This is a genomic window from Aquabacter albus (genome assembly GCF_040049275.1).
Classification (GTDB): domain Bacteria; phylum Pseudomonadota; class Alphaproteobacteria; order Rhizobiales; family Xanthobacteraceae; genus Aquabacter.
Map to the genome: position 1 here is coordinate 79,776 of NZ_JBDZDT010000006.1, position 25,959 is coordinate 105,734.

At 66.9% G+C, this 25,959-nt stretch carries 23 protein-coding genes; 9 read left to right on the plus strand and 14 right to left on the minus strand.

The features are described 5' to 3' along the window. Positions 1-56: 56 nt before the first annotated feature. Both ABLE91_RS16005 and ABLE91_RS16010 read left to right on the plus strand, forming a co-directional pair. The gene (locus ABLE91_RS16005) at positions 57-1,055 is read left to right on the plus strand and encodes a P1 family peptidase (RefSeq protein ID WP_348932219.1); all 999 of its coding nucleotides are present in this window, start codon (positions 57-59) and stop codon (positions 1,053-1,055) included. Positions 1,056-1,067: 12 nt separating this feature from the next. After that, on the plus strand, positions 1,068-1,580 hold the full coding sequence (locus ABLE91_RS16010; protein ID WP_348932220.1) for a hypothetical protein: 513 nt from the start codon (positions 1,068-1,070) through the stop codon (positions 1,578-1,580). A 225-nt stretch (positions 1,581-1,805) separates the two neighbouring features. Here the strand turns inward: ABLE91_RS16010 and ABLE91_RS16015 are convergent, their stop codons facing one another. The 9 genes from ABLE91_RS16015 to coxB form a co-directional block, all read right to left on the minus strand. Continuing rightward, complete coding sequence (locus tag ABLE91_RS16015) at positions 1,806-3,050, minus strand: NAD(P)/FAD-dependent oxidoreductase (RefSeq protein ID WP_348932222.1); 1,245 nt, start codon at positions 3,048-3,050, stop codon at positions 1,806-1,808. A gap of 28 nt (positions 3,051-3,078) precedes the next feature. Further along, the gene (locus ABLE91_RS16020) at positions 3,079-3,849 is read right to left on the minus strand and encodes an SURF1 family protein (protein ID WP_348932223.1); all 771 of its coding nucleotides are present in this window, start codon (positions 3,847-3,849) and stop codon (positions 3,079-3,081) included. Further along, the gene (locus tag ABLE91_RS16025) at positions 3,846-4,235 is read right to left on the minus strand and encodes a DUF983 domain-containing protein (protein ID WP_348932225.1); all 390 of its coding nucleotides are present in this window, start codon (positions 4,233-4,235) and stop codon (positions 3,846-3,848) included. Before ABLE91_RS16025 ends, ABLE91_RS16020 begins: the two co-directional genes overlap by 4 nt. A 69-nt stretch (positions 4,236-4,304) precedes the next feature. Next, on the minus strand, positions 4,305-5,141 hold the full coding sequence (locus tag ABLE91_RS16030; protein WP_348932227.1) for a cytochrome c oxidase subunit 3: 837 nt from the start codon (positions 5,139-5,141) through the stop codon (positions 4,305-4,307). Between the two features lie 105 nt (positions 5,142-5,246). After that, a complete protein-coding gene (locus tag ABLE91_RS16035) occupies positions 5,247-5,855 on the minus strand; it encodes a cytochrome c oxidase assembly protein (protein ID WP_510181968.1) in 609 nt (202 codons plus the stop codon). Between the two features lie 32 nt (positions 5,856-5,887). Next, complete coding sequence (locus ABLE91_RS16040; protein WP_348932230.1) at positions 5,888-6,073, minus strand: cytochrome c oxidase system small membrane protein; 186 nt, start codon at positions 6,071-6,073, stop codon at positions 5,888-5,890. Between the two features lie 3 nt (positions 6,074-6,076). Then, positions 6,077-6,991, minus strand: coding sequence for a heme o synthase (gene cyoE / locus ABLE91_RS16045; RefSeq protein WP_348932990.1), 915 nt, complete (start codon positions 6,989-6,991; stop codon positions 6,077-6,079). 188 nt (positions 6,992-7,179) lie between these two features. Further along, entirely contained in the window at positions 7,180-8,805 is a 1,626-nt protein-coding gene (gene ctaD / locus ABLE91_RS16050) for a cytochrome c oxidase subunit I (protein WP_348932231.1), read from the minus strand. 96 nt (positions 8,806-8,901) lie between these two features. Continuing rightward, entirely contained in the window at positions 8,902-9,774 is an 873-nt protein-coding gene (gene coxB / locus ABLE91_RS16055; RefSeq protein ID WP_348932234.1) for a cytochrome c oxidase subunit II, read from the minus strand. 422 nt (positions 9,775-10,196) lie between these two features. Here coxB and ABLE91_RS16060 point away from each other — a divergent pair, with 422 nt between their 5' ends. The 3 genes from ABLE91_RS16060 to ABLE91_RS16070 all read left to right on the plus strand — a co-directional run bounded on the left by ABLE91_RS16060 (position 10,197) and on the right by ABLE91_RS16070 (position 13,868). Further along, on the plus strand, positions 10,197-10,739 hold the full coding sequence (locus tag ABLE91_RS16060; protein ID WP_510181958.1) for an invasion associated locus B family protein: 543 nt from the start codon (positions 10,197-10,199) through the stop codon (positions 10,737-10,739). 110 nt (positions 10,740-10,849) lie between these two features. Further along, positions 10,850-12,688 (plus strand): monovalent cation:proton antiporter-2 (CPA2) family protein, encoded by a 1,839-nt coding sequence (locus ABLE91_RS16065; protein ID WP_348932237.1) that lies wholly within the window; start codon positions 10,850-10,852, stop codon positions 12,686-12,688. Between the two features lie 241 nt (positions 12,689-12,929). Next, complete coding sequence (locus tag ABLE91_RS16070) at positions 12,930-13,868, plus strand: DUF937 domain-containing protein (protein ID WP_348932240.1); 939 nt, start codon at positions 12,930-12,932, stop codon at positions 13,866-13,868. Between the two features lie 112 nt (positions 13,869-13,980). Here ABLE91_RS16070 and ABLE91_RS16075 read toward each other — a convergent pair whose 3' ends face one another. After that, on the minus strand, positions 13,981-14,286 hold the full coding sequence (locus tag ABLE91_RS16075) for a DUF1127 domain-containing protein (RefSeq protein ID WP_348932242.1): 306 nt from the start codon (positions 14,284-14,286) through the stop codon (positions 13,981-13,983). Between the two features lie 165 nt (positions 14,287-14,451). Between ABLE91_RS16075 and ABLE91_RS16080 the strand changes: the two genes are divergently transcribed. Further along, the gene (locus ABLE91_RS16080) at positions 14,452-15,333 is read left to right on the plus strand and encodes a LysR substrate-binding domain-containing protein (protein ID WP_348932244.1); all 882 of its coding nucleotides are present in this window, start codon (positions 14,452-14,454) and stop codon (positions 15,331-15,333) included. Here ABLE91_RS16080 and ABLE91_RS16085 read toward each other — a convergent pair whose 3' ends face one another. From ABLE91_RS16085 to ABLE91_RS16100, 4 genes are all read right to left on the minus strand, one after another. Next, on the minus strand, positions 15,334-16,257 hold the full coding sequence (locus ABLE91_RS16085; RefSeq protein ID WP_348932245.1) for a DMT family transporter: 924 nt from the start codon (positions 16,255-16,257) through the stop codon (positions 15,334-15,336). A gap of 308 nt (positions 16,258-16,565) precedes the next feature. Next, positions 16,566-17,936: a glutamate--cysteine ligase gene (locus tag ABLE91_RS16090; RefSeq protein ID WP_348932247.1), complete on the minus strand. Its 1,371-nt coding sequence runs from the start codon at positions 17,934-17,936 to the stop codon at positions 16,566-16,568. 462 nt (positions 17,937-18,398) lie between these two features. Further along, entirely contained in the window at positions 18,399-20,054 is a 1,656-nt protein-coding gene (locus tag ABLE91_RS16095; protein WP_348932249.1) for a long-chain-fatty-acid--CoA ligase, read from the minus strand. Between the two features lie 102 nt (positions 20,055-20,156). After that, complete coding sequence (locus tag ABLE91_RS16100; protein WP_348932251.1) at positions 20,157-21,443, minus strand: OmpP1/FadL family transporter; 1,287 nt, start codon at positions 21,441-21,443, stop codon at positions 20,157-20,159. Positions 21,444-21,919: 476 nt separating this feature from the next. On the opposite strand from ABLE91_RS16100, the gene ABLE91_RS16105 reads away from it, so the two are divergent. The 3 genes from ABLE91_RS16105 to ABLE91_RS16115 all read left to right on the plus strand — a co-directional run bounded on the left by ABLE91_RS16105 (position 21,920) and on the right by ABLE91_RS16115 (position 25,914). After that, on the plus strand, positions 21,920-22,351 hold the full coding sequence (locus ABLE91_RS16105) for a MerR family transcriptional regulator (RefSeq protein ID WP_348932252.1): 432 nt from the start codon (positions 21,920-21,922) through the stop codon (positions 22,349-22,351). A 99-nt stretch (positions 22,352-22,450) separates the two neighbouring features. Further along, the gene (locus ABLE91_RS16110; RefSeq protein ID WP_348932255.1) at positions 22,451-23,587 is read left to right on the plus strand and encodes a thiolase family protein; all 1,137 of its coding nucleotides are present in this window, start codon (positions 22,451-22,453) and stop codon (positions 23,585-23,587) included. 8 nt (positions 23,588-23,595) lie between these two features. Continuing rightward, complete coding sequence (locus ABLE91_RS16115; protein WP_348932257.1) at positions 23,596-25,914, plus strand: 3-hydroxyacyl-CoA dehydrogenase/enoyl-CoA hydratase family protein; 2,319 nt, start codon at positions 23,596-23,598, stop codon at positions 25,912-25,914. Positions 25,915-25,959: the final 45 nt, after the last annotated feature.

The window sequence follows — 25,959 nt, forward strand, 5'->3', positions numbered from 1 at the left end:
TTGATCGCAGGGCTCTCCATCGTGCACACAGGCGCTCGGAACAACGCGCGGACATCATGGTGCGCCACAATCTCATCACGGACGTGCCGGGCATCAGCGTCGGCCATGCGGGCGACCTCAAGCTCGGCTCGGGCACGAGCGTGGTCCTGTGCGATCCGCCGGCCGTCGGTGCGGTGGATGTACGCGGCGGCGGACCCGGCACGCGGGAGACCGATCTTCTCGACCCCGCCGCAAGCGTCGACCTCGTGAATGCGGTGGTGCTGTCCGGCGGCTCCGCCTTCGGGCTCGATGCGGCGGGCGGCGTGATGAGCTGGCTCGCCGCCCAGGGCCACGGCTTTGCAGTGGGGGGGGCGCGCGTCCCCATCGTCCCCGCCGCCATCCTGTTCGATCTCCTGAACGGGGGCGACAAGGACTGGGGCGAGGCACCGCCTTATCGCGCCTTCGGCCATGCGGCCGCTGCCGCCGCCAATGATGGCCCCTTCCCGCTCGGCACCGTAGGCGCGGGCATCGGCGCCCAATGCGCCGGCGTGAAAGGCGGGCTCGGCTCCGCCTCCATGGTCACCGCCTCCGGCCATGTGGTGGGGGCGCTGGTGGCGGTGAATGCGGTGGGCTCGCCGCTGATCGGCGCCGGCCCCCATTTCCGCGCCGCGCCCTACGAACGGAACGGCGAGTTCGGCGGGCTTGGGCTGCCGCCCGTCTGGCCGGAGGAAGCCTTCGCGCCACAGATGAAGGGGGCGGCACCCCGCACCAGCACCACCATCGGGATCATCGCCACCGATGCCATCCTCACCGGCGCGCGGGCGCGGCGGCTGGCCGTGATGGCGCAGGACGGCCTCGCCCTCTCCCTTTTCCCGATCCACACCCCGCTCGACGGCGACTGCGTGTTCGCCCTCTCCACCGGCCGCGCGCCGCTGGAGGGCGGCTTCAGGGCCGAAGCCCTGCTCGGCGCGGCCGCCGCCCATGTGATGGCGCGGGCGGTGGCGCGGGCGGTCCACGCCGCAACAACCCTTCCCGTCCCGAACGCGCAGCCCGCCTGGCGCGACCTTTTCACCTGAGGATTTCAGACCATGCCCGCTTTGCCCCCCGTTTTGCCCGCCCGCCGGCGCCGCGACCCTGCCGATTCCGGGCTGCGGGGCCTGCTCGCCATCATCTTCTGGTGCGCCTGCGGCATCACGGCGGTGCATCTGGCGGGGCCCTTCACGCTGATCTCCCAGATGGGACCGCACGCGGCCTTCTCCGCCATCGTCGATGCACTGTCCGGCGACACGGTGCAGACGCGGGTGCTGCGCTTCGGCCTCGTGCCCCAGCTTGTGCTGTTCATCTGGGCCGTGAGCTTCGTGGTGCTCACCGTGATGCGGCGCAAAGTGACGCTCTTGGTCGCCCCGGGCATCTTTGCGGTCTGGCTGGTGGTCACGGCCTTCTGCCAGTTCGCCATCCGCGATGCCATCTCGCCCGACGGCCTGTCGGTCGAGGGCCTTGCCGCCCTGATGCCGGGCCTTCTGGCGCAGGGCGTCGGGGTCGCGGCCTTCTGGGCCTATATGCGCAGCGGCGAGCAGCCGAAGGCTTATTTCACCAGATAAGCTCTGCCGAAATATTCGTCCAATCACTCGGATGGATTGGGTTTCCACCTCTCCCCGAGGGGGAGAGGTCGGCTGCGCAGCAGCCGGGTGAGGGGGTTCCGGCGTTTCAGGATTTGAGAGGGTGGCTCCCCCTCACCCCAGCCCTCTCCCCCGCGGGGAGAGGGGGCACGGCCGCCGGCATCCATGAACTATTGCAACTGCCGATTGAGGATAAGGCGCCGGCACCTAACCGAACCGCCCTGCCGCATAGGGCGCCGGGTCGGTGAACGGCGCCTCGCCCGTCATCATCTGCGCCAGCAGCAGGCCGGTGACGGGGCCGAGGGTGAAGCCCCAATGGCTGTGGCCGAAATTGAGGAACAGGCCCGGCTGCCTCGGCGCTGCGCCCACCACCGGCTTCGAATCCGGGAAGGCCGGGCGGCGGCCGAGCCAGGGTTCGCTCTCGCGCACCGCGCCCAGCGGGAGAAGGCGGCGGGCGAGCGGCACGACGAGATCCGCCTGCCGCCGGTCCGGCGGGTCGTCCCGACCGGCGAACTCGATGCCCGTGGTGGCCCGCACCCCGTATTTCGTCCATTGCAGGCAGAAGCCGCCCGCCCGGTCCACGACCGCGCGTGAGAGCGTGACGCCCGGCTCGGGGGCGAGATGGACGTGATAGCCGCGCTTCACCGCGAACGGCAGCTTGAGGCCGAATCGGCCGAACAAATCCATGCTCCAGGGGCCGAGGCACAGGACGGCGCGCTCGCCGCTCACCGGCCCCGCGTCGCTATCCACCCGCCAGCGTCCCCCGGTGCGCTTGAGGCTGCGGGCGTCGCCCTTCAGCAGAATGCCGCCCTCCCGCACGAACAGGTCCGCATAGGCCTTCACCAGGCCACCGGGATCGCTGCAATTGTCGCATTCGGGCCAGAAGGAACCGCGCACGAAATCCGGCCGCAGATGCGGCTCCAGCTTCAGGACGCCCTGGGGGTCCAACTCCTCGCACGCCACGTTGAGCTCACGCGCCAAGAGCCGCTCCGGCTCGGCGGAGGCGTAGTCCGCCTCGGAGCGATAGATCTTCACCCACCCCGTGGGGTTCAGGAGGCCGTCCGCCCCCGCCGCATCGGCGAAGATGCGGTGCTCCGCGCGGGCGCGGGCCATGAGGGGGCGCAGGTCCCGCGCGCTGGCGGCAAGGCCCGCATCGCCGGACGCCTGGAAGTAGGCGAGCAGCCAGGGCACGAGGCCGGGCAGCGCGCCAAGGCGATAATTGCTCTGGGGCGCCAGCTTCAGGGCATGGCGGACGAGAACGCCCACGTCGCGCGGGAAGGACACCGGAAAGAGCGCGCTGCCCTCAATGACGCCGGCATTGCCGAAGGACGTCTCCTCGCCGGGCCCGCGCCGGTCCATCAGCACCACAGAGAGGCCGCGCCGCCGGAGATGGAGCGCGGTGGAGACCCCCACCATGCCGGCACCGAGCACGAGAACGTCCGCCTGCGCCATGCCATGCCTCCGTTAGGAAGTGGCCATCCTAGCTGTCTTCGGGCGTCGCGCCATCGGGCTTTGGATCGCGCCCGCCCCTGAGGCGGGTGATGACGAAGGCGATGTAGACGCCGATCAACGTCGCCGCGAGGCCGTACCAGGTGAGCGCATATTCCAAATGCCGGTTCGGGAAGCTGAGGCGGGTCTCGCCGGCCTGGGGCAGGCCGCCCGGATTGGGCGCGCCATTGGCGTCGATGACGAACGGCGCCACCTCCTTGAGGCCCCGCGCGCGGCCGATCTCCTCCGGGTCACGGCGATACCAGGCATTGCGGGTGGGATCATTGGCCGGCACGAACCAGCTCGCATCCTCCGCGAGGCGCAGGAGGCCGGTCACCGTCACGTCGCCCGCCACCTGGCCGTCCTTGCGCGTGGCCGGGTCGCGCCGGTCCTCCGGCACGAAGCCGCGATTGACCAGAATGGCCGCGCCGCTTGGCAGCATGAGCGGCGTCACCACCCAGAAGCCGGGTCCCTTGAACGGCCCCTTGGGGTCGGACAGCACGGTGTAGATGAGGGTCTCGCGGCCGTGATCGAAGCGCCCGGTGGCGGTCACCGGCTGGTATTCGTCATCCTCGCGGTTGAGCGCGGGCCACAAGGAAGGGCTCGGCGCCGGCATCGGGCGCTCGGCCGTGCGGGCCTCCACCTGCGCGACCAGCGCTGTCTTCCAGGAGAGCCGCTCCATCTGCCAGGTGCCGAGGCCCACGAGGACGATCAATGCCCCGAGCGCGAAAAGGGAGGGAAGGACGAGCCCGCGCGTGTTCATTCGCCCGAGCGCCGCTCCAGTTTCCCTTCGGCCGCCTTGTTCCGGTACTGCATGGCCACCAGCACGCCCTTGAACGGCCGCAGCAGGCCGAGCGTGACCACGAGGATGGCGGGGATCCAGAGCAGGGCATGCACCCAGAGGGGCGGCTGCCACGTGGCCTCCACGAAGAAGGCCAGCGCCACCACCACGAATCCGCCGAACAGGATGACGAACACCGCCGGCCCGTCGCCGGCATCGATGAAGGTGTAGTCCAGCCCGCAGGCCTCGCACCGCGGCGCGATGTCGAGAAAGCCCTTGAACAGTTTGCCCTTGCCGCAGCGCGGGCAGCGGCATGACAGGCCCGCCGAGAGGGGCGAGACCGGAGCGTAATAAGGGCTCAAGGGCATGAAGCGGCCTTCCTCAACGCAAACGGGGCGGCCTTCGCCGCCCCGTGCCGATCTGAAGATCGAATGCCATCAGCCGTGGCCGGCCGCGCCGCTCGAGGCCCAGACATAGACGAAGGTGAACAGGAACAGCCACACCACGTCCACGAAGTGCCAGTACCAGGCGGCCGCCTCGAAGCCGAAATGCTTCTCGGGGGTGAAGTGACCCGCCATGGCGCGGAACAGGCAGACCGCGAGGAAGATGGTGCCGACCAGCACATGGAAGCCGTGGAAGCCGGTCGCCATGAAGAAGGTCGCGCCGTAGATGTTGCCCGAGAAGCCGAAATGGACGTGGGAATACTCGTACGCCTGGCAGGCGCTGAACAGGATGCCCAGCAGCACGGTGCAGACGAGGCCCCACTTCAGGCCCTGGCGGTCATTCTCCAGCAGCGCATGGTGCGCCCAGGTGACCGTGGTGCCGGAGGTAAGCAGGATCAGCGTGTTGAGCAGCGGCAGGTGCCAGGGGTCCAGCGCCTCGATGCCGTGGGGGGGCCAGACGCCGCCGGTGAAGTCCAGGCGCGCATAGTTGATGCCCTCGTTCACGAACAAGGCGGCATCGAAGAAGGCCCAGAACCAGGCGACGAAGAACATCACCTCGGAGGCGATGAACAGGATCATCCCATAGCGGAAGGCGATCATCACCACCGGGGTGTGGAAGCCCTTGAAGCCCTCCCGCACCATGTCCCGCCACCAGCCGAACATGGTGTAGAGAATGCCGATGAAGCCGATGACCCAGGGTATGGCGGTGCCGCCGTGCATCCACACCACCGCGCCGACGGTCGTGATGAAGGCCGCGACCGAACCCACGATGGGCCACGGGCTCGGCTCCACCATGTGATAGTCGTGCTGCTTGACGTGTGCCTCGGCCATTGCAGACGGCCTCCCCTTCCAGCTCCAGTATGTCCTAGCGGGGCGCGCGCCGCACCGCAATGGCGGCGGAATGTCCCGCCCTGTAACCCTTCAAAACTTCGCCGCTCACCCGCCCTTGCCGCCAGCCTTCTCCGCAGCCGCCGCCTTGGGCGCCGGCGGCTTGGCGGGGAAGAAGGTGTAGGACAAAGTGATGGTCTTCAGACCCTTCAGGTCCTCGTCCTTTTCGATGGCGGGATCGATGAAGAACACGACGGGCATGTCCGCCTTCTCGCCGCCCTTCAGCGTCTGCTCGTCGAAGCAGAAGCACTGCATCTTCACGAAATAGAACCCTGCCTGCGCCGGCGTCACGTTGTAGGTGGCGTTGGCGTAGGTGGGCGTGTTGAACTGATTCTGGGCGAAGTAATAGACCATCTTGGTCTCGCCCACCTTCACGTCCACCGCCGTCTGCTCAGGCTTGAAGATCCAGGGCAGGCCCGGCGCCACATTGGCGTCGAAGCGTATATTGATGGTGCGCTCCAGCGTCTCGGTCGGCGCCTCGGTGCCCACGCGGGTGATGCCGCCAAAGCCGGTAAGGCTGCAGAACATGGCATAGAGCGGCACGGCCGCGTAAGCGGCGCCCACCATGGTGGCGACGAACAGGACGCAGGCGGCGGCGACAAGCTTGTGGGGCGGAGCCTTCCGCGCCGGCGGCTTCTGCTCCCCCTCTGGCTTCATCTCGTCCATGTCCTGCCTCGCAACGTCACGTCTCACAATGGCCGGTTGAGCACGTTCGGCCCGAGCTTCACGATGGTCACCACGTAGAAGAGCAGCACCAGGAAGCCGAGCACGGAGGCGATGGCGATGGAGCGCGCCCGCCGCCGCCGCTTCTGCTCGTCGCTCAGGACGACGCCGTCGCTCTTGGGGGGCTCGGGCGGGTTCTTTTGATCAGCCACGCCTCAGATCCCCGGAATCACGGCTTCCACCAGCAGCGTGGCGAAGAGCAGGAAGAGATAGAGGATCGAGAAGCCGAACAGGCGCCGTGCCGCGCGCACGGCCTCATCCCCGGTGCGCTGCCGGTAGACCGCAACCGCGAGCCAGATCATGCCCGCGCCGGTGACGGCGGAGACGATGGCATAGGCGATGCCGGCATAGCCCAGCAGCACCGGCACGAAGGCCAAAGGCGCCAGGAACAGGGTGTAGAGGAGGATCTGCCGGCGGGTCTCGTCGGGCCCGGCCGTCACCGGCAGCATGGGCACCCCGGCGCGGGCGTAATCGTCGGCCCGGTAGAGGGCGAGCGCCCAGAAGTGCGGCGGGGTCCAGAAGAAGATGATGGCCACCAGAAGCACGCTTTCCAGGCTCACCGAGCCGGAGGCGGCCGCCCAGGCCACCATGGGCGGAAGAGCGCCCGCAAGCCCGCCGATGACGATGTTCTGGGACGTCGAGCGCTTCAGCCACATGGTGTAGATCACCACGTAGAAGAAGATGGTGAAGGCCAAGAGCGCAGCCGAGAGCGCGTTCACCAGGAGGCCGAGCACGCCCACCGAGAAGCAGGCGAGCGTCATGCCGAAGGCGAGCGCCTCCTTGGGCGTCACGCGGCCGGCGGGGATGGGCCGCTTGCGGGTGCGCGACATGATGGCGTCGATGTCGGCGTCCCACCACATGTTCAGCGCGCCGGCCGCGCCGGCGCCCACCGCGATGCACAGGATGGCGGTGAAGGCGATCACCGGGTGCACATGGTCCGGGGCGCGCACGAGGCCCACCAGGGCCGTGAACACCACCAGCGACATGACCCGCGGCTTGAGCAGGGCGATGTAGTCGCTGGGGGAAGCCATGCCCCCGGCGATCTCCGGGGCGTGACCCGGCTTCTCCATGCTCACGCTGATGTCGCTCATATCTTGCCTGTCCCGAGGGGGCATTTCGCACCCACTCCAGCCGCGTCCGCCTGTGCGGGCTGCGGCCCATTCTACACCACGCCGCTTCGCAGCGCTTGCCCGCCCTGCCCTAACAAGTCCGGCGCGGAAGTTCCGCGCCGGGCTGACCTTACGTGATCAGAGGATGATCACTTGATGCGCGGCAGCACCTCGAAGTGATGGAAGGGCGGAGGCGAGCTCAGCGTCCATTCCAGGGTGGTGGCGCCGGGACCCCAGGGATTGTCCCCGGCCACTTCCTTGCGGCGGAAGGCGATGACCACGCCGGTGATGAAGATCAGCACCGCCACGCCCGAGATGTAGGAGCCGATGGAGGAGATGAAGTTCCAGTGCGCGAACGCGTCCGGATAGTCCACATAGCGGCGCGGCATGCCGGCGAGGCCGAGGAAGTGCTGCGGGAAGAACACCATGTTCACGCCGATGAACGTGACCCAGAAGTGCAGCTTGCCCCAGAATTCCGGGATCATGTAGCCGCTCATCTTCGGGAACCAGTAGTACCAGCCGGCAAAGATGGCGAACACGGCGCCCAGCGAGAGCACGTAGTGGAAGTGCGCCACCACGTAATAGGTGTCGTGCAGCGAGCGGTCGATGCCCGCATTGGAGAGCACGACGCCGGTCACGCCGCCGACGGTGAACAGGAAGATGAAGCCGATGGCCCACAGCATGGGGGTGCGGAACTGCACCGAGCCGCCCCACATGGTGGCGATCCAGGAGAAGATCTTCACGCCCGTGGGCACCGCGATGATCATGGTGGCGGCGACGAAGTAGGACTGCGTCGCGGCGGAGAGGCCCACCGTGTACATGTGGTGCGCCCACACCACGAAGCCCACCACACCGATAGCGACCATGGCGTAGGCCATGCCGAGATAGCCGAAGATGGGCTTGCGGGAGAAGGTGGACACGATGTGGGACACGAGGCCGAAGCCCGGCAGGATGAGGATGTACACCTCGGGGTGACCGAAGAACCAGAACAGGTGCTGGAACAGGATCGGGTCGCCGCCGCCGGCCGGGTCGAAGAAGGTGGTACCGAAGTTGCGGTCCGTCAGCAGCATGGTGATGGCGCCCGCGAGCACCGGCAGCGACAGAAGCAGCAGGAAGGCGGTGATCAGCTGCGACCAGGCGAACAGCGGCATCTTGTGCAGCGTCATGCCCGGGGCGCGCATGTTCAGGATGGTGGTGATGAGGTTGATGGCGCCGAGGATCGAGGACGCACCGGCGATGTGCAGCGCGAAGATCAGGAAGTCCATGGACGGGCCGGGATGGCCGAGCTTGGACGAGAGCGGGGGATAAATAGTCCAGCCGCCGCCGAAGCCGTTGGAGCCGGCCGCGCCTTCCACGAACAGCGAGATGATGGCGAGGCCGAAGGCCGGCGGCATCAGCCAGAAGGCGATGTTGTTGATGCGCGGGAAGGCCGTGTCCGGCGCGCCGATCATCAGCGGCACGAAATAGTTGCCGAAGCCGCCGATCAGCGCGGGCATCACCATGAAGAAGATCATGATGAGGCCGTGGCCCGTGGTGAACACGTTGAAGGTCTGCGGATTCTTGAAGTACTGGAGCCCCGGCTCCATGAGCTCCAGGCGGATGCCGATGGACAGGGCGCCGCCCACGATCCCCGCGACGATCGCGAAGACCAGGTACATGATGCCGATGTCTTTGTTGTTGGTCGAGAAGACCCAACGCCGCCACCCGGTCGGATCGCCGTGGGGCACAGCAGCATGGTGGTCTTCGGCGTGCGCCGCGTGCGCGTCGGTGGCCATGGGTACCGTCCTCAGTATCAAGACGTCGCCGTCTCGTTCCTTGATCGCCCGCCGGTGGGCGGGCGCCCGGTCAAACCGCCGGGCGTACGAAAATCGTCACTGCGCCTCGGCGAACCGGAGCGAGGAGGAGGCGGGCACCGCCTCCGCAGTCTGCGTCGCGGCGGGCGCGGCGGAGAATTTCTGCTTGGCCTGGGCGATCCAGGCGTCGAAGTCAGCCTGGCTCACCACCCGCACGGCGATGGGCATGAAGGCATGGTCACGGCCGCACAGTTCGGAGCACTGGCCGTAATAGATGCCTTCCTTCGTGGCCTTGAACCAGGTCTCGTTCAGGCGGCCCGGAAGGGCGTCGATCTTGATGCCGAAGGAGGGCACGGCGAAGGAGTGGATCACGTCGCCGGCGGTCACCTGGACGCGCACCGTCTTGTTGATCGGCACCACCACCTCGTTGTCCACCGCGAGCAGGCGCGGCTGGCCGGGCTTCAGGTCCTTCTCCGGGATCATGAGGGAATCGAAGCCGAAGCCGCCATTATCCGGATATTCGTAGGACCAGTACCACTGGTGGCCGGTCACCTTCAGCGTCATGTCCGGCTCGGGAAGGTGCAGCTCAAGGTGCAGCAGCCGGAAGGACGGGATGGCGATCGCCACCAGGATCATCACCGGCACGACCGTCCAGATCACCTCGATGAGGGTATTGTGGGAGGTCTTCGAGGGGACCGGGTTCGCCTTCTCGTTGAACCGGACCATGATGATGGCGAGCAGCACCATCACGAACAGCACGATGGCCGTGATGATGACGAGCACGAAAATGTTGAAGGAGTGGATGCTCTCCATCACCGGCGTGGCGGCGTCCTGGAGATTGATCTGCCAGTCGGAGGGCTGACCCATGCTGGCCCACGCAGCCGCGCTCGACAGGATCGCGGCGGCCAGCGCGGCCACGGCGAGAGCGGCGGTGCGAACGAACGACCTCATGATGGTTTTCTCTCCCTGAGCGGCGGCGCCGCTGCCGGACACTGTGTTCGACCCCATCCGGCCAAGACCGGACGCGCCCTCTGGAGTGGAGGACGCCCTTCTTGAAGTTACATCAAACACAAATCGTACCGCCCCGCAATTGCGTCCCGGAGGCGCACGATGCGACAGAAGGTCGGCCCGGCACCACCCTCTCGCGACGCCGTGCCGCGCCTTCCGCGGCGTCCGTGCGGGCGCCCCGCCGTGGGGGCGAGAATTTATGACGTTGCCGTGCGGAAGGCCAGAAAACAACGTTTTATCGCCAAAACCTCGGCCCCATCCTTGACATGGGCGGTCAGCCTTTTAAGCGGGGAGGCTGGGCCTGAACGATCCGTCCCGCCCGCGTCACAAGCGGCGTCGCCGCCAGTTTTTCGGAGCCGGAATCCATGGGGTTCAAGTTGTCGGTCGCAAACGCTTCACGGTCGGGCCTGGCGCCCGGCATGCTGGCCTTCGCTGCCGCTCTCCTCCTCGCCGCGCTCGCCGGGACGCCCGCCGCCGCTCAGGGTGTGGTGAAGCAGGTGTTCAACGATTGGCAGATTCGCTGCGACACCCCTCCGGGTGCGCAGGCTGAACAGTGCGTGCTGCTCCAGAGCGTGCAGGCCGAGGACCGCCCCAATGTGGGCCTCACCGTCATCATCCTGAAGACCGCCGACCAGAAAAGCCGCCTTTTGCGCGTGCTCGCGCCGCTCGGCGTGCTCATTCCCTCCGGCCTCGGCCTGAAGATCGACGATGTGGATGTGGGCCGCGCCGGCTTCGTGCGCTGCCTGCCCAATGGCTGCGTCGCCGAGGTGGTGATGGACGACACGCTCATCGGCCGCCTGCGGACCGGCAAGCAGGCCACTTTCATCATCTTCCAGACGCCGGAAGAAGGCATCGGCATTCCGATGAGCCTCAACGGTTTCGGGCCGGGCTTCGACGCGCTTAAATAGCCTTGCTGCGACGGTCCACGGACCTGCCATAAGGCGGGCTTGGTTTGGCCATGCTCCCTGCGCAAAAGGCGCCGGAGACTTGAGCGCAAGCGTGGCGGAGACGGAGCGGGATGCACGGAGACGACCACACACTCTTTATCGCCGGCCTTGCCTTCCTTGCGGCGGCGGTCATTTCCGTGCCGATCGCCAAGCGGTTGGGGCTGTCGCCGGTGGTCGGCTATCTGGCGGCGGGAATCGCCATCGGCCCCGTGGGCTTCAACGTGGCCGACCCCAGCGTGGTCATCGCCATCGCCGAACTGGGCGTGGTCCTGCTGCTGTTCCTCATCGGCATGGAGCTTCAGCCGTCCCGCCTTCTGTCCATGGGCCGGTATATTTTCGGCCTGGGCACGGCGCAGCTCCTGGTCACGGGGCTCGTCATCGCCGTTGTGGGCTGGAGCCTGGGGCTGGGCCTTGCGGGGGCGGTGATCGCCGGCATGGCGCTTGCCATGTCCGCCACCTCCATCGCCCTGCAATTGCTCACTGAACGGGGGGATCTCTCCTCCGGCTACGGCCAGCGCGCCTTCTCCATCCTGCTGTTCCAGGACATCGCCATCGTCCCGCTGCTCGCTCTGGTGCCGCTCCTGGCGCCGAGCGATTCGCATGCGGCGAGCGAGCCCATGGCGGCCGCGTTCCAGACCGGCGCCGCGGTCGTCGCCGTCGCCGGCATCGTGCTGGCGGGCCGCTACCTCCTGAACCCGCTGTTCCGCCTCCTCGCCCGTTCGGGCGCGCGGGAAGCCATGACGGCGGCGGCGCTGCTGGTGGTGCTGGGGGCGGCCGGGCTCATGGCGGCGGTGGGCCTCTCCATGGCGCTCGGCGCCTTCATCGCCGGCCTGCTCCTCTCGGAAAGCACGTTCCGGCATGAGCTGGAGGCCAATATCGACGCGTTCCGCGGCCTGCTTCTGTCCTTCTTCTTCATGGGCATCGGCATGTCGCTGGATCTCGCCGTGCTGCTGCCGCACATCGTGCCGCTGATCGCCGCCGCCTTGATGATCACGGGAATCAAGTTCGGCGTGGTGTTCGCCCTCTACCGCACCGACCACAACACCAAGGCCGACGCGCTGCGGGCTGGTGCGGTGCTGATGCCGGCGGGCGAGTTCGCCTTCGTGCTGTTCCCGCTCGCTCTGGCGAACGGCATCCTTTCCAAGGAGCAGACAGAGTTCCTCACCGCCACCGCCGCCATCACCATGATGATCGGCCCGCTGGTGTTTGCGGGAATCACCCACCTCCTCCCCCGCTTCCGAAAGAGCGAGCCGGAGCCCGAGCCGGACGATTTCTCCGACGCCGAGGGGCGCGTCCTCATCATCGGCTTCGGCCGCTTCGGGCAGATCGTGTCGCAATGCCTTCTGGCGGAAGGCGTGGGCGTCACCATCATCGACAACGATGTGGAGATGATCCAGAGCGCGGGCCGGTTCGGCGTCCATATCTATTATGGCGACGGCACCCGCCTGGACGTCCTGCGCGCCGCGGGCGCGGAGCAGGCGGAGGTCATTGCCGTGTGCGTGGACGACCGGGAGGCGGCGGACCGAATCGTCGACATCGTCCAGGCCAGCATGCCCCACGTGCACCTGCACGTGCGCAGCTATGACCGCGCTCATTCCATGGACCTTCTGCGCAAGGGCGTGGACTTCGAGATGCGCGAGACCCTCGAATCGGCATTCTCCTTCGGCGGGCGCACCCTCGAAGCACTGGGCCTGGAGCGGGAAGCCGTGGCCGAGCTGGTCGCCGACGTGCGCGCCCGCGACAAGGCCCGGCTCCAAAGGCAGGTGGAGGAAGGGCTCTATGCGGGCATCGACCTCATGCCGAACGGCAGGCTGGAGCCGGAACCGCTCACCGAACCGGAAAAGCCGGCCAAGCCGCTCAATCCGGAAGCCCAGGACGTGCTGCGCCACGAGACCGAATTCTCGGGGTAGGGTCACCCTCTTGGGGGACTGGTGCAAGATTTCCTCTCCCGCTTGTTAGGGAGGGGGAAGGCCGGCCTCTCCAAGCTTTCAGGCGTTGCCTTGCTTGAAAAGCTCCCTCCCCCGCAAGCGGGAGAGAGATCGCACCGGAGCGCTTCCCGCACCTTGTCGCACCGGATGTTTTTACCGTCAGGTCCTTCTTTCGGTGATTTCGACAGGACGATGGCATAGACTTCGGGCAGGAGGCGGCCCGATGGATCCTTTTGTGCAGTTGTTGCGTGCAGCGCAGGGTGGGGAGGGGCTGGACAACCTCGCCCGGCTCTACGGACTTTCGGTTCAGCAGGCCCAGTCGGCCGCCGAAGCCCTGATGCCCGCGTTCGCCATGGGCCTTCAGCGGTCCATGCAGTCGCCCGAGGGCCTTGCGAATCTCATGGTGCTGATGATGCGCGGCCCCTATGGCGCGATCTATGACCATGGCCCCGCCACCCCTGCCGCGCTCCGCGAGCCCGGCTCCAATGCCCTCGACGCGGTGTTTGGATCGCCCGAAGTCAGCCGCGCCGTGGTGAATCAGGCTGCTGCCTCAACAGGCCTCGGCATCGCCATGGTCAAGCAGATGATGCCCGATTTCGCGGCCCTGCTGGTGGGCGGCCTCACCAAGTCGCTCGCGGCCTCCGGCGCCATGAACCAGATGCTCGCCGCCATGATCGCGCGGGCGAACGGGCAGCCCGTCCCCAGCGGCAATCCGTGGATCGACGGGCTCGCCATGATGATGGCCTCGCCCGGCGGCGCCCACTCCACCGGCAATCCCTGGGTGGATGCCTTCGCCCAGATGATGGTGCAGTCCCCATGGGGCGGCGCCGGCATGAGACCCGGCGCGAATCCCTGGCAGGACATGATTTCCGCTACCATGGCGGCCATGGGCGCCGCCATGCCGAAGGCGCCGCCGGCCGCCCTACCGCCGCCGCCCCCTCCCCCGCCGGCCCCGCCGGCCTTGGGGCAGTGGCCGTTCCAGGATTATTTCGCCCAGCTCTTCGCCACCGGCTTCCCGCCGGGTGCCGGCGGCCGGCGCGATTCGGCGCCGTTCGACCAGTTCGCCGCCTTCTTCCCCATGGCCGATTTCTGGAGCCAGATGCTGGATCGCAGTTCGGGCCATCAGCAGGGCAAGAGCGGGCCGGGCCGTCCCCGGAAATGAAAAAAGGCCCGCGCCGATTGCGGTCGGCACGGGCCCAGTGGGCGGTCTCGAGGGGCTGGACCGCCCAACTTTTCAGCCCCGCCGGACTGGCCGGCGACGGCGAATCATCCTCTCAACCCATGCGGCCGGGGCGCGCCCTGAGCCGTGCCGCCACGCGCCGCTCCACCGAGCGGGTCACGAGTACCTGGGTGGCATCCCGCCACAAGGGCTCGGAGGCGGCATCGCGCACATCGCTGCGCGTGAGGCCGATGTCCCGCAGCATATGGTCTTCCATCTGCCCGAGCTGATTGAGGGCGCGGCGGCGCTCGATGGCGCGCGCAGCTTTCACTGCCAGGCCGGCGGCCTGGAGCAGGAAATGGGCCAGCGCGGTGCCGACAGGGGCGGTGCTGGTCGTGCGGGTCTCGCCATAGACGCTCATTGTGCTCTCCATCACGTCGCGCAGCGATGCTTCTCTCCCCGATACCGGGCCATCCACCCGATTTCCTCGCGCTGCGTCACGAGCGTTTTGCACCCGCTGGATGAATCAAACTAGCGAATGTTCTTAATCTGAAATATCATCAACATTGATATATCGGGTGCGTCCATGACCATTCTGCTCGACGGCGACCAGCTCCGGACTTTTGTGGCCATCGCGGAAACGGGCAGCTTCACCCGCGCCGCCGAGGTGGTTCACAAGACGCAGTCGGCGGTTTCCATGCAGATGAAGCGTCTGGAGGAGCGGGTCGGCCGGCCCATCTTTTCCCGTGATGGGCGCGCCTCGAAGCTCACCGAGGATGGCGAGCGGCTGCTGGACTATGCTCGGCGCATCGTGAAGCTGAACCTGGAAGCGGTGGCGAGCTTCGCGGACACGACCCTGTCCGGCCATGTTTGCCTCGGCGTGCCGGACGATTATGCGGACCGCTATCTGCCGGAGATCATGGCGCGATTCTCCCGCACCCACCCTTCCGTCGAGCTCACCGTCATCTGCGAGCCGAGCATTGATCTCTCCGAGCGCATCAAGAACGGCACGCTCGACCTCGCCATCATCACCTATACGGAGAATTCGGCCCGCGCCGCGCAGATCATCCGCCGCGAGCGCCTGCTCTGGGTCACTTCGGCGCGCCATTCGGCCCATCTGGAAACGCCGGTGCCGCTCGCCCTCGGACGCCCCACCTGCCTCTGGCGCGATGCCGCCATCACTAGGCTCACCGGCCTCGGCCGCGCCCATCGCGTGCTTTACACCAGCCCCAATGCCGGCGCGGTCTCCGCCGCCGTCCTGTCGGGCCTTGCGGTGTCGGTCTTCCCCGAATCCGCGCTGCGGCCGGGCATGCGGGTGCTGGGGCCGGCAGACGGCTACCCGCCTTTGCCCCCGTGCGATATCGGCCTTCTGCGCAACCGCCACGAGCCGTCTTTGCTCGCCGACGCACTAGCCCAGCACATCATCCAGGGCCTCGACAATGTCACCGAGGCGGACGCGGCGGAGTGATCAGGCCGCCGCCTGACGCGGCGCGCCCAGAACGATCACATTGCCCACCAGCACCAGCGCGATTCCCAGGCCCGCCGCCCAGGTCCAGTGGAAATCCTCCACCATGGAGGAGATGAACAGCGCCACGATGGGCATCAGGACCGCGCCATAGCCCGCCCGGCTCGCCCCGATGCGCTTGATGAGCTGGAGATAGACCGCATAGCCGGCCAGGGTAGGAAAGGCGATGAGAAAGGCGAGCGCGCCCAGATAGCGCGGCGTCCATTCCACCTGGAACGGCGCGCCCTTCACCAGCGCGATGGCGAGCAGCAGCAGGAAGCCGTAGGCCATTGAGTAGGCGTTGGCGGAGGCCTGTGGCAGGCCGCGCCGGCCGACGGTGGCGGACATCAAGCTGCCGAGGGAGAAGAGGAGCATTCCCGCCATCCCCGCCATGAGGCCGAGATGCATGCCGGAGCCAAGGCCCGTCTCCCTAAGCACTGGCCCGAACACCAAAGCGACACCGGCGACCCCGAGCAACGCCCCCATGAGGATGCGCGGCCGCGGCCAGGTGCGGGTGGCCAGCGCCGACAGCAAGGGGATGGCCACCGCCACCAGCGAGAACAAGACCGACAGGAGACCGGAGGCGAGGTGGAAGCCGGCATAATAGAAGGCGAGGAAGTTCAGCGAGAACAGGGTCGCCCCCAGGACCGCGAACAGCAGATGATCCCTTTTGGGAAAGGAGAGTCGCTTGCCGGTAGCCAGAACCACCACGAACATGAAGGCCGTGGCGGCGAGGAAGCGCCAGACCAGTGAGATTTCCGGGTCCACGATGCCGAGCTGAAACCGCAGCGGCAGCCAGCCCGAAGAGAAGATCAGGACCGTGGCGGCGTAAAGCCCCAGATCCGCCGGGCCGAGGCTGGCGCTTGGAGAGGCAGGCGGAGGGGACATGGATGGGAATCTCGCGGGAGACCCATGTGTCGCCCACCCGGACGCGCGGGGTAAGCGGCGTTGAGGACATGGCCGCCATGCGCGGGCGGCATGGCGGCTTTCCTTGTCCTGTACAAGTGAAGCCGCAGGCTGAGCGCAGATCCGGGACCCAGCGCAAAAGTCCGGCGAAGCCGTCAACCCGCGACCAGCGTGAAGGCATCTCCGCCGCGCGGCGTCGCAGATGGGGTGAAGCGCCTTCGGCGGTCCTTTGCGCTGGGTCCCGGATCTGCGCTCAAGCTTTGCTTTCGCTTGTCCAGGACAACAATGCCCTAATACGCCAGTTCCTTGAACGCCGGCTCCACCGAGCCGTGCCAGGGGCCGGCATAGCGGTCCAGAAGCACTTCCGCCGGGGTGCGGCCGGAGGCGAGCACCTCTTCCAGCGGGGCGAGGAAGCGCGTCTCGTCGCGGCCCTGGCTGTCCAGCTTGCGCCGACGGACGAGGCCGGCACGGGAGAGAGCGACCACTTCCTTCGCCACCTCCAGCAGCGGCCGGCCGGCGATCTCGGCGCCGAGGGCGACCCTCGGCACGTCGTCGCGCAGATTCTGGCGCTGCTCGGCGGTCCAGTCCTTCACGAGGTCGAGCGCTGCCTGAAGGCTCACTGAATCATAGAGGAGCCCGACCCAGAAGGCCGGCAGCGCGCAGAGTTCCGCCCAAGGGCCAGCATCGGCGCCGCGCATCTCCAGGAAGCGCTTGAGGCGCACTTCCGGGAAGATGGTGGAAAGGTGGTTCACCCAGTCCGACAGCGTCGCTGTCTCGCCCGGCAGCGCCGGATGGCGGCCGGCGAGCAAATCACGGAAGGAGGAGCCGGCCACGTCAATATAAGCATCGCCGCGCTTGACGAAATACATCGGCACATCAAGCGCATAGTCCACATAGCGCTCGAAGCCCATGCCCTCTTCGAAGGCGAAGGCCAGCATGCCGGAGCGGTCCGCGTCCGTGTGGCGCCAGATTTCCGAGCGGAAGGAGAGGAAGCCGTTGGGCTTGCCTTCGGTGAAAGGCGAATTGGCGAACAGGGCGGTCGCCACCGGCTGCAAGGCAAGGCTCGCCCGCAGCTTGCGCACCATGTCGGATTCCGAAGAGAAATCGAGATTCACCTGCACCGTGCAGGTGCGGAACATCATGTCGAGGCCGAGGGTGCCGACCTTCGGCATATAGTTCGCCATGATGCGGTAGCGCCCCTTGGGCATCACCGGCGTCTCGGCCCGCGACCATTTCGGGCTCATGCCGATACCCAGGAAACCCAGGCTCAGCGGGTCCGCCACCTCCCGCAGATGGGAAAGGTGGGTGTTGATCTCCGAGCAGGTCTCGTGGACCGAGGCGAGCGGCGCGCCGGAAAGCTCGAACTGGCCGCCCGGCTCCAGCGAGATGGCCCCGCCGCCATGGGGGTCGACGAGACCGATCAGGGTCTCCCCTTCCAGGATCGGATCCCAGCCGGTGGCCGTCTTCATGCCCTCCAGCACCGCGCGGATGCCCTTCGGCCCTTCATAGGACACGGGCTCGTGGCGGCCGAGGGTGAACGGGATCTTCTCGTGCTCGGTGCCGATGCGGAAGGCACTCTCGGGCTTGTTGCCCTCTTCCAGCCAGGCGACGAGTTCGTCGCGCGAGCGGATGGGCGTTGCGTCCAGCGTGTCGCGGGCCATGCGCGCGTCTTCCCCTGCGAGCGGGCGGCGCACCGCCGCTCATATCCAGTCGTTCGACGGCGCACCGGCGCCGATGAGTTACGTGAAAGCAAGCGGCTGCGCGAAAGGTGCAGCTCCGGCGCGCGCATGCTCAAGAACAAGGCGCGGGAACATACACGCCCGCGCGGCCGCCGCAAACCGCTCCATATCTGACGTTGGGACAGGCTTAGAGCAGCTCGGCCGCAGCATAGCGAAGGCTGAGGATGGTTGTCCTGGACAAGCGACGGCGGAGCCGGAGCGCAGATCCGGGACCCAGCGCAAAGCCACGGCGAAGCTGGCACCCCGCGACCAGCGTAAAGAGCATCTCCGCCGCGCGGCGTCGGAGATGGGGTGAAGCGCCTTCGACGATCTTTTGCGCTGGGTCCCGGATCGGCGTTCGAGCTGCGCTCTCACTTGTCCAGGACAACCGCGACCCCAGCCTCCTCACGCCGCCTTGGCGGCCGCCTTCTTCTTCTCTTCTTCCACCAGCTCCTTCTTGGAGAGCTTGCCCACCAGGGTCTTCGGCAGGCTTTCGCGAATCTCCACCTGCTTGGGCACCTCCACCTTGGAGAGCTGCGTGCGCAGGAAGGCGAGGAGTTCGTCGGGCGTCGCGCTGTGCCCTGCCCGTAGGGTCACGAACGCCTTGGGGGCCTGGCCGCGATAGGGGTCGGGAATGCCGATGGCCACCGCCTCCGCCACCGCGGGATGGAGATAGAGCGCTTCCTCGATCATGCGTGGATAGACGTTGTAGCCGCCGCACAGGATCACGTCCTTGATGCGATCCACGAGGAAGAGATAGCCGTCGGCATCGAGATAGCCCACGTCCCCGGTGCGGAAGGCACCATCAATGAAGGCAGCCTCGGTCGCCTCGGGGGCATGCCAATAGCCGCTCATCACCTGCGGGCCGCGCGCGCACACCTCGCCCTTCTCGCCCACGCCGAGGATGCGGCTCGGGTCCGCAAGGTCGCGGATCTCGATCACCGTGCCGGGCACCGGCAGGCCGACGGAGCCGTCCTTGATGACCCCCGTGGGCGGATTGGCGGTGAGCACGGGCGAGGTCTCGCTGAGGCCGTAGCCCTCGATCAGCCGGCAGCCGGTGAGCGTCTCGAACCGCTCGCGCACCTCGGCCGGCAGCGGCGCGCCGCCGGAAACGCCGAGCCTCAGAGAGGAAAGCTGCTCGCGCGTGATGCCGGGGAAATTCGCGATGGCGGAGAAGATGGTGGGCACGCCGGGGAAGACCGTCGGCTTCTCCTTGGCGATGGTGGTGATCAGGTCCTTCAGGTTGAAGCGCGGCACCAGCACGATCTCGCAGCCGAGCGAGATCGGGATGTTCATCACGTTCGTCATGGCGAAGACGTGGAACAGGGGCAGCACCCCGAGGATCTTCTCCTGCCCTTCCCTCAGATTGCAGACATGGTCGCGCACCTGGGCCGCATTGGCGGTGATGTTGGCGTGGGTGAGCTGTGCGCCCTTGGGGATGCCGGTGGTGCCGCCGGTATATTGCAGCACCGCGATGTCCACGTCGGGGTCCACCTCCACCGGGCGCGGGCGGCCTCCCTCGTGCGTGAGGTCGTCAAAGGTCAGGTGGCGTCCGTCATTGCGGTCGAAGACGGCGATTTCCTTGCGCTTGAAGAGCTGGAAGCCGAGACCCATCAAGAAGGGAAGCACGCCGCGCATGGAGCAGACGATGATCTTCTTCAGGCCCGCCGCGTCAGCGATGGCGGCGACGCGCGAATGGATCAGCTTCAGATCGGGCACCACCATGATGGTGGTTCCGGAATTCTTGATCTGGTTCTCCAGCTCGCGCTCCACATAGAGCGGGCTGTAATTCACCACGGTGCCGCCAGCCTTCAGGATGGCGAAGTAGAGAATCACCGAATAGGGCATATTGGGCAGACAGAGCCCGACCATGGTGCCCTTGCCGACGCCGAGGCGCTGGAGGCCCGCCGCGGCGGCATCCACCAGAGTGCCGAGCTCCGCATAGGACCACTTGCGGCCCATAAAGTTCATGGACACCTGGGTGCCATGCTTGCGGACGCTCCCGTCGAGCAAGTCCTGCACGGACCCTGTCTGGATGCCCGTTTCGTCCACGGCGAGCATGTTCGGCCTCCCGCTCCGGCAAATGTAGCCCGTTGACCGGGCCATCTTCCTCCGGCCGCGGCGACCGCCTTGTATCAGGCAACCACCGCGTCCGCGCGCCGCCTACTTCGTCACGAGGACGGTTTTCGGAAGGGGCGCGTCGAAGCGGTATCTTACGCCGACCGAGATGATATCCACATAGGCATCGCTCACGTCGGCGACGAGCGAGCCGCGGGTTGCGTTGCCGAGTTCGGTCGGGAACTGCGTGATGGTGCCGTTCTGGCCGAAGATGTGCGTGTAGGCGAGGTCGATGGAGAGGTTCGGCGTCCAGGCATAGGTGAGGCCGGCGGACGCCCAGATGCGGTCGGTGTCGGGCAGGCGCGGCGAGCGGTAGGCGTCCGTGACGGGGGTCATCTCATAGGCAAGACCCGCACGCACCGCGAGCTGAGACGTCCACTGATACTCCACGCCGCCGGAGAAGAACCAGCCGTCCTGCCATTGCAGATTGAGCACGGACGGGGCTGCCCCGAAGGGCTGGATGACGAGTTCCTGGACCTGGGACCAGTTGGTCCATTCCACCGAGCCCATCACCGCCCATTGCGGATTGATCTGAGAGCGGAAGGAGGCCGTGATCTGGTCGGGCAGCGTCAGCCCCGCCGAGGTGCCGAGCGTCGCCACCGGAACGCCGGCTACGGTGGTGAGGTTGGTGAGGCCTTCGAGCGTCTGGCTGGTGGCGGAGCGATAGCCGACGCCGACCGTGGTACCGGGCCAGAGGTTCAGCAGCGCGCCGAGCGAGAAGCCGTAGCCGATGTCGCTCCCGTCGACCACCGCATTGCCTTGCGGGAAGGTGGGCGCGCCACCCAGGAGCTGCGCATTCGTCAGCTTCGCATCGATATAGTTGGCGTTCACGCCGCCGCCGATGGTGAGCCAGTCCGTGACCCGGTAAGCGATCTGGGCGCCGAGATTGAGGTCGAAGATGCGATTGTAGCAGCCGTAATAGCGGCCGGACCAGTTGCAGGTCGCGTCGGTGACGAGGCCGTAAGGCGAATTGAGGGAAAGCCCGACCGCGATCCGGTCCCAGGCATAGCTGGCATAGCCCGTGGGCAGGACGCCGCTGTCGACGATGTTGTCGACGCCCAGGGCGCCGAGATTGGTGCCGAGCGGGCTGCGGGCGGAGAGCACGTCGATGGAGGCGTGAGGCGCGATATAGGTGACGTTGCCTTCCACCTGCATGCCCGGCACGAAGCTGAGAGCCGCCGGGTTCCAGTACATGGAGGCAAGGCCTGCGCCGCCGGCCGCGTTACCGGCAAAAGACGAGCCCTGGTAATAGGCGCTCTGCTCGCGCAGCCCGAAGCCGCCGGCCCATGCCTCCACGAGGGTCATGGGCACCGCCGCGGTGGCGAGAAGCATGGAAGGCACAAGGAACCGCGTAACGCGGGACGGTCTGCCGGCCTGGATCATATCAGCCCCTATGATTGGCGTTTCCTCTAGAAACCGGATTTTCCGTGGCGTCCTGACGACGCTCTTAAAGGTACATCCCATCTCCTATACGTCAGCATGCCCGATCTCCCCGCTCGGTCAACGGGCATTCCCCTGTGGATTGATGGTTGAACAAGGAGTGTGGCTGCCAAGCCACGGCGCGGCGCAGGCAAATAAAGGCTCAAGCCGGAATTAAGCATAGCCCGGGCGTTTTGCGTCGCCGGACTTCACCTGTCGGCCGCCGAATCATACCGCCGCACTGACGTCGAAGACTTCACGTCCATTTTTTGCGGCGCAGCAATACTTTCGAAACGGGTTGGGTGAGTCGCCCCGCATGCCCGCTTGCGCCGCCCGTCAAAGGATGTATCTTTGGTGCCGATAGATGACGTATAGGTGAGGTCACCATCGTGGCTGCCAAGCGAAGCGTCCCCGGCGCGCTCACGGACACCTTCTTCACCGTCACGGAACTGGCCCGCGACCTTTCGGTCACTGCGCGCACCATCCGCTTTTATGAAGACAAGGGCCTCATCGCGCCACGCCGCGCCGGCAACATCCGCATCTACACCAAGCGCGACCGCGCCCGCATGGTCCTGATCCTGCGTGGAAAAAGGCTGGGATTCAGCCTGCGCGAGATCAAGGAATATCTCGACCTCTACGATATCGATCCCTCCCAGACGGAGCAGATCCGCCTGCTCGTCGGCAAGGTCCGCGCGCGCCTCGCCATGCTTGAGGAGCAGCGTGTCGCGCTCGAGGAATCGATCATCGAGCTGAAGGAGATCGAGGCCCAGACGGTGGCCGCCCTGGAGAACAAGGGATCGACCAAGAAGGTCGCCGGCTGACCATCATCCTACCGTCGTCATTTCGCAGCAGGAAACGGCGCAAGATCGACACAGCGGGCAAAAAGCCCAACGACAACAAGCAAAATGGCAGGAGAGCCCATGCAGAACGTGGTCATTGCGGGATATGCCCGCTCGCCTTTCGCCCCCGCCAAGCGCGGTGAACTGGCGCGTGTCCGTCCCGACGACCTCGCAGCCCAGGTGGTGCGCGAGCTGATCGCGCGCACCGGCGTGAAGCCGGAGGACATCGAGGACCTGATCGTCGGCTGCGCCTTCCCAGAGGCCGAGCAGGGCTTCAACGTGGCGCGCCTCATCGGCATGATCGCGGACCTGCCCCAGTCGGTGGCGGGGGTTACGGTCAACCGCTTCTGCGGCTCCTCCATGCAGGCCATCCACATGGCCGCCGGCCAGATCCAGCTCGGCGCGGGTGAAGTGTTCGTGTGCGCGGGCGTGGAGAGCATGAGCCGCGTGCCCATGACCGGCTTCAACCCCATGCCGAACCCCGACCTCTACGCCAAGAACCATGCCGCCTATATGGGCATGGGCGACACGGCGGAGAATGTCGCCCGCAAGTGGCAGATCACCCGCGCCGACCAGGACGCCTTCGCCCTCGCCAGCCAGAAGAAGGCGGCGAAGGCCCAGGCGGAAGGCCGCTTCGACGCCGAGATCGTTCCCATCAAGGCGAACGGCAAGACCATCGACAAGGACGGCTGCATCCGCGCCGAGACCACCGCCGACGACCTCGCCAATTTGAAGCCCGCCTTCGACCAGAACGGCTCGGTGACCGCCGGCACCTCCTCGCCTTTGACCGACGGCGCCTCCGCCGTGCTGGTCTGCACCGAGGCCTATGCGGAGAAGAACGGCCTTGAGCCCCTCGCCCGCCTGCGCGGCGTGGCGGTGGCAGGCTGCGCGCCGGAGATCATGGGCATCGGCCCCGTGGCGGCGACGAAGAAGGCGCTCGCCCGCTCGGACATCAAGATCGGCGACGTGAGCGTGGTGGAGCTGAACGAAGCGTTCGCCTCCCAGGCGCTCGCCTGCGCCCATGAGCTTGGCATCGCCAACGAGACGCTGAACATCGATGGCGGCGCCATCGCCATCGGCCATCCGCTCGGCGCCACCGGCGCGCGCATCGTCGGCAAGGCCGCTTCGCTGCTGAAGCGCGAGGGCGGGCGTTATGCACTCGCCACCCAGTGCATCGGCGGCGGCCAGGGCATCGCCACCGTCCTCGAGCGGGTGTGAGGCGCACCATGACGGAAATCAAGAAGGTCGCCGTCATCGGCGCCGGCGTCATGGGCGCCGGCATCGCGGCGCATGTGGCCAATGCGGGCGTCGAAGCGCTGCTGCTGGACATCGTGCCGGAGGGCGCGAGCGACCGCAGCGCCATCGCCAAGGGTGCCATCGAGAAGCTTTTGAAGGCGGAGCCCGCCGCCTTCATGTCCAAGAGCAATGCGAAGCGGGTCACGCCCGGCAATATCGAGGACGACCTCGCAAAGCTCGCCGAATGCGACTGGATCATCGAGGCCGTGGTGGAGCGCCTCGACATCAAGCAGGCGCTCTATACCAAGATCGACAGCGCCCGCCGCCCCGGCACGCCGGTCTCCTCCAACACCTCCACCATTCCCCTGGCGGACCTGACCAAGGGCTTGTCGGACGGTTTCCGGCACGACTTCCTCATCACCCATTTCTTCAACCCGCCGCGCTACATGCGTCTGCTTGAGGTGGTGTCGGGGCCGGAGACGAATCCCGAAACCGTCGCCCGGGTCTCGCGCTTCGCGGACGTGAAGCTCGGCAAGACGGTGGTGACCTGCAAGGACACGCCCGGTTTCATCGCCAATCGCCTCGGCACCTATTGGATGCAGGCGGCGGTGACGCAGGCGTTCGATCTGGGCCTCACGGTGGAAGAAGCGGACGTGGTCATGGGCCGGCCCTTCGGCTTCCCCAAGACCGGCGTGTTCGGCCTCCTCGATCTGGTCGGCCTCGACCTCATGCCCCACGTCCAGGGTAGCCTGAAGCGGGCTCTGCCCGCCTCCGACCCGTTCCATGCGTTGCTGAAGGACGTGCCGCTGATCGAGACAATGATCAGCACCGGCCTCACGGGCCGCAAGGGCAAGGGCGGCTTCTACCGGCTGAACCGCGAGGGCGGCGGCAAGGTGAAGGAGGCCATCGACCTCGCCACCGGCCAGTACCGCAAGGAAGAGAAGGCATCGCTTCCCGAAGAGGCGGGCAAGGATGTCTCCACCCTCCTGGCGGACCAGAGCGAGATGGGCCGCTATGCCTGGGGCGTCATGGGCCGCACGCTGGCTTATGCCGCGCGCCTCGTGCCCGAGGCGGCGGACGACATCGTCGCCGTCGATGAGGCCATGCGGCTCGGCTACAATTGGAAATGGGGCCCGTTCGAGCTGATCGACAGGATCGGCGCGGCCAACCTCATCGCCCGCCTGAAGGCAGACGGCGAGGCCATCCCGGACCTGCTGGCAAAGGCCGAGACGATGCCCTTCTACCGGGTGGAGAACGGCACGCGGCAATATCTCGGCACGGACGGCGCCTATCACGACATCGTCCGGCCCGAGGGCGTGCTGCTGCTGGCCGACATCAAGCTGAAGACCGAGCCGGTAATGAAGAACGGCTCGGCGGCGCTGTGGGATATCGGCGACGGCGTGCTGTGCCTGGAATTCACCAGCAAGGGCAATTCGCTGGACGAGGGCATCATCACCTTGCTCGGCCGGGCCATCAAGCTGGTGAAGGACAAGCACAAGGCCCTCGTCATCTATAATGAGGGCTCCAACTTCTCCGTGGGCGCGAATCTGGGTCTTGCCCTCTTCGCCTGCAACATCGCCGCCTTCGGCGAAGTGGAGAAGCTGGTGTCCTCCGGCCAGAAGACCTACCAGGACCTGAAATACGCCCCCTTCCCCGTGGTCTCGGCCCCGGCCGGCATGGCGCTCGGCGGCGGGTGCGAGATGCTGCTGCATTCCAGCGCCGTGCAGGCCCATGCGGAGAGCTATATCGGCCTCGTGGAATGCGGCGTCGGCCTCGTCCCGGGCTGGGGCGGCTGCACCGAGATGCTGGGCCGCTGGCAGGCGGACAAGTCCCTGCCCAAGGGCCCCATGCCGGCGCCCACCAAGGTGTTCGAGACGGTGAGCGTCGCCACCGTCTCCAAGTCCGCCGCCGAGGCGAAGGAGCTTCTGTTCCTGCGCGAGAGCGACGGCATCACCATGAACCGCGACCGCCTCTTGGCCGATGCCAAGGCCCGCGCGCTGAAGATGGCGGAGGACTACAAGCCGCCGGTGCCGCTGGAGCTGACCTTGCCCGGCCCCTCTGGGAAGGTCGCCTTCGTGATGGCGGCGGAGGGCTTCCACCGCCGGGGCATCGCGACCAAGCACGACCTCGTCGTGGCGGATGCGCTGGCCACTGTGCTCTCCGGCGGCAAAGCCGACCATATCGCGCCGGTGAGCGAGACGCAGGTGCTGGCGCTGGAGCTGGAAAGCTTCATGCGCCTCATCAAGACCAACGGGACGCTGGCCCGCATCGAGCACACGCTGGAGACCGGCCGGCCGTTGAGGAATTAGTCCGAGAAAAGTCCCCTCCCCCCTTGCGGGGGAGGGCTAGGGAGG

Bases quoted from the DNA above. Each gene is read 5' to 3' on its own strand.
- coxB (WP_348932234.1), bottom strand. From the start codon at position 9,774: ATGAGGTCGTTCGTTCGCACCGCCGCTCTCGCCGTGGCCGCGCTGGCC.
- ABLE91_RS16030 (WP_348932227.1), bottom strand. From the start codon at position 5,141: ATGGCCGAGGCACACGTCAAGCAGCACGACTATCACATGGTGGAGCCG.
- ABLE91_RS16035 (WP_510181968.1), bottom strand. From the start codon at position 5,855: ATGAAGCCAGAGGGGGAGCAGAAGCCGCCGGCGCGGAAGGCTCCGCCC.
- ABLE91_RS16060 (WP_510181958.1), top strand. From the start codon at position 10,197: ATGGGGTTCAAGTTGTCGGTCGCAAACGCTTCACGGTCGGGCCTGGCG.
- ctaD (WP_348932231.1), bottom strand. From the start codon at position 8,805: ATGGCCACCGACGCGCACGCGGCGCACGCCGAAGACCACCATGCTGCT.
- ABLE91_RS16115 (WP_348932257.1), top strand. From the start codon at position 23,596: ATGACGGAAATCAAGAAGGTCGCCGTCATCGGCGCCGGCGTCATGGGC.
- ABLE91_RS16100 (WP_348932251.1), bottom strand. From the start codon at position 21,443: ATGCTTCTCGCCACCGCGGCGGTGCCCATGACCCTCGTGGAGGCATGG.
- cyoE (WP_348932990.1), bottom strand. From the start codon at position 6,991: ATGGAGAAGCCGGGTCACGCCCCGGAGATCGCCGGGGGCATGGCTTCC.
- ABLE91_RS16080 (WP_348932244.1), top strand. From the start codon at position 14,452: ATGACCATTCTGCTCGACGGCGACCAGCTCCGGACTTTTGTGGCCATC.
- ABLE91_RS16005 (WP_348932219.1), top strand. From the start codon at position 57: ATGGTGCGCCACAATCTCATCACGGACGTGCCGGGCATCAGCGTCGGC.
- ABLE91_RS16025 (WP_348932225.1), bottom strand. From the start codon at position 4,235: ATGCCCTTGAGCCCTTATTACGCTCCGGTCTCGCCCCTCTCGGCGGGC.
- ABLE91_RS16065 (WP_348932237.1), top strand. From the start codon at position 10,850: ATGCACGGAGACGACCACACACTCTTTATCGCCGGCCTTGCCTTCCTT.
- ABLE91_RS16090 (WP_348932247.1), bottom strand. From the start codon at position 17,936: ATGGCCCGCGACACGCTGGACGCAACGCCCATCCGCTCGCGCGACGAA.
- ABLE91_RS16085 (WP_348932245.1), bottom strand. From the start codon at position 16,257: ATGTCCCCTCCGCCTGCCTCTCCAAGCGCCAGCCTCGGCCCGGCGGAT.
- ABLE91_RS16095 (WP_348932249.1), bottom strand. From the start codon at position 20,054: ATGCTCGCCGTGGACGAAACGGGCATCCAGACAGGGTCCGTGCAGGAC.
- ABLE91_RS16075 (WP_348932242.1), bottom strand. From the start codon at position 14,286: ATGAGCGTCTATGGCGAGACCCGCACGACCAGCACCGCCCCTGTCGGC.
- ABLE91_RS16020 (WP_348932223.1), bottom strand. From the start codon at position 3,849: ATGAACACGCGCGGGCTCGTCCTTCCCTCCCTTTTCGCGCTCGGGGCA.
- ABLE91_RS16015 (WP_348932222.1), bottom strand. From the start codon at position 3,050: ATGGCGCAGGCGGACGTTCTCGTGCTCGGTGCCGGCATGGTGGGGGTC.
- ABLE91_RS16070 (WP_348932240.1), top strand. From the start codon at position 12,930: ATGGATCCTTTTGTGCAGTTGTTGCGTGCAGCGCAGGGTGGGGAGGGG.
- ABLE91_RS16110 (WP_348932255.1), top strand. From the start codon at position 22,451: ATGCAGAACGTGGTCATTGCGGGATATGCCCGCTCGCCTTTCGCCCCC.
- ABLE91_RS16010 (WP_348932220.1), top strand. From the start codon at position 1,068: ATGCCCGCTTTGCCCCCCGTTTTGCCCGCCCGCCGGCGCCGCGACCCT.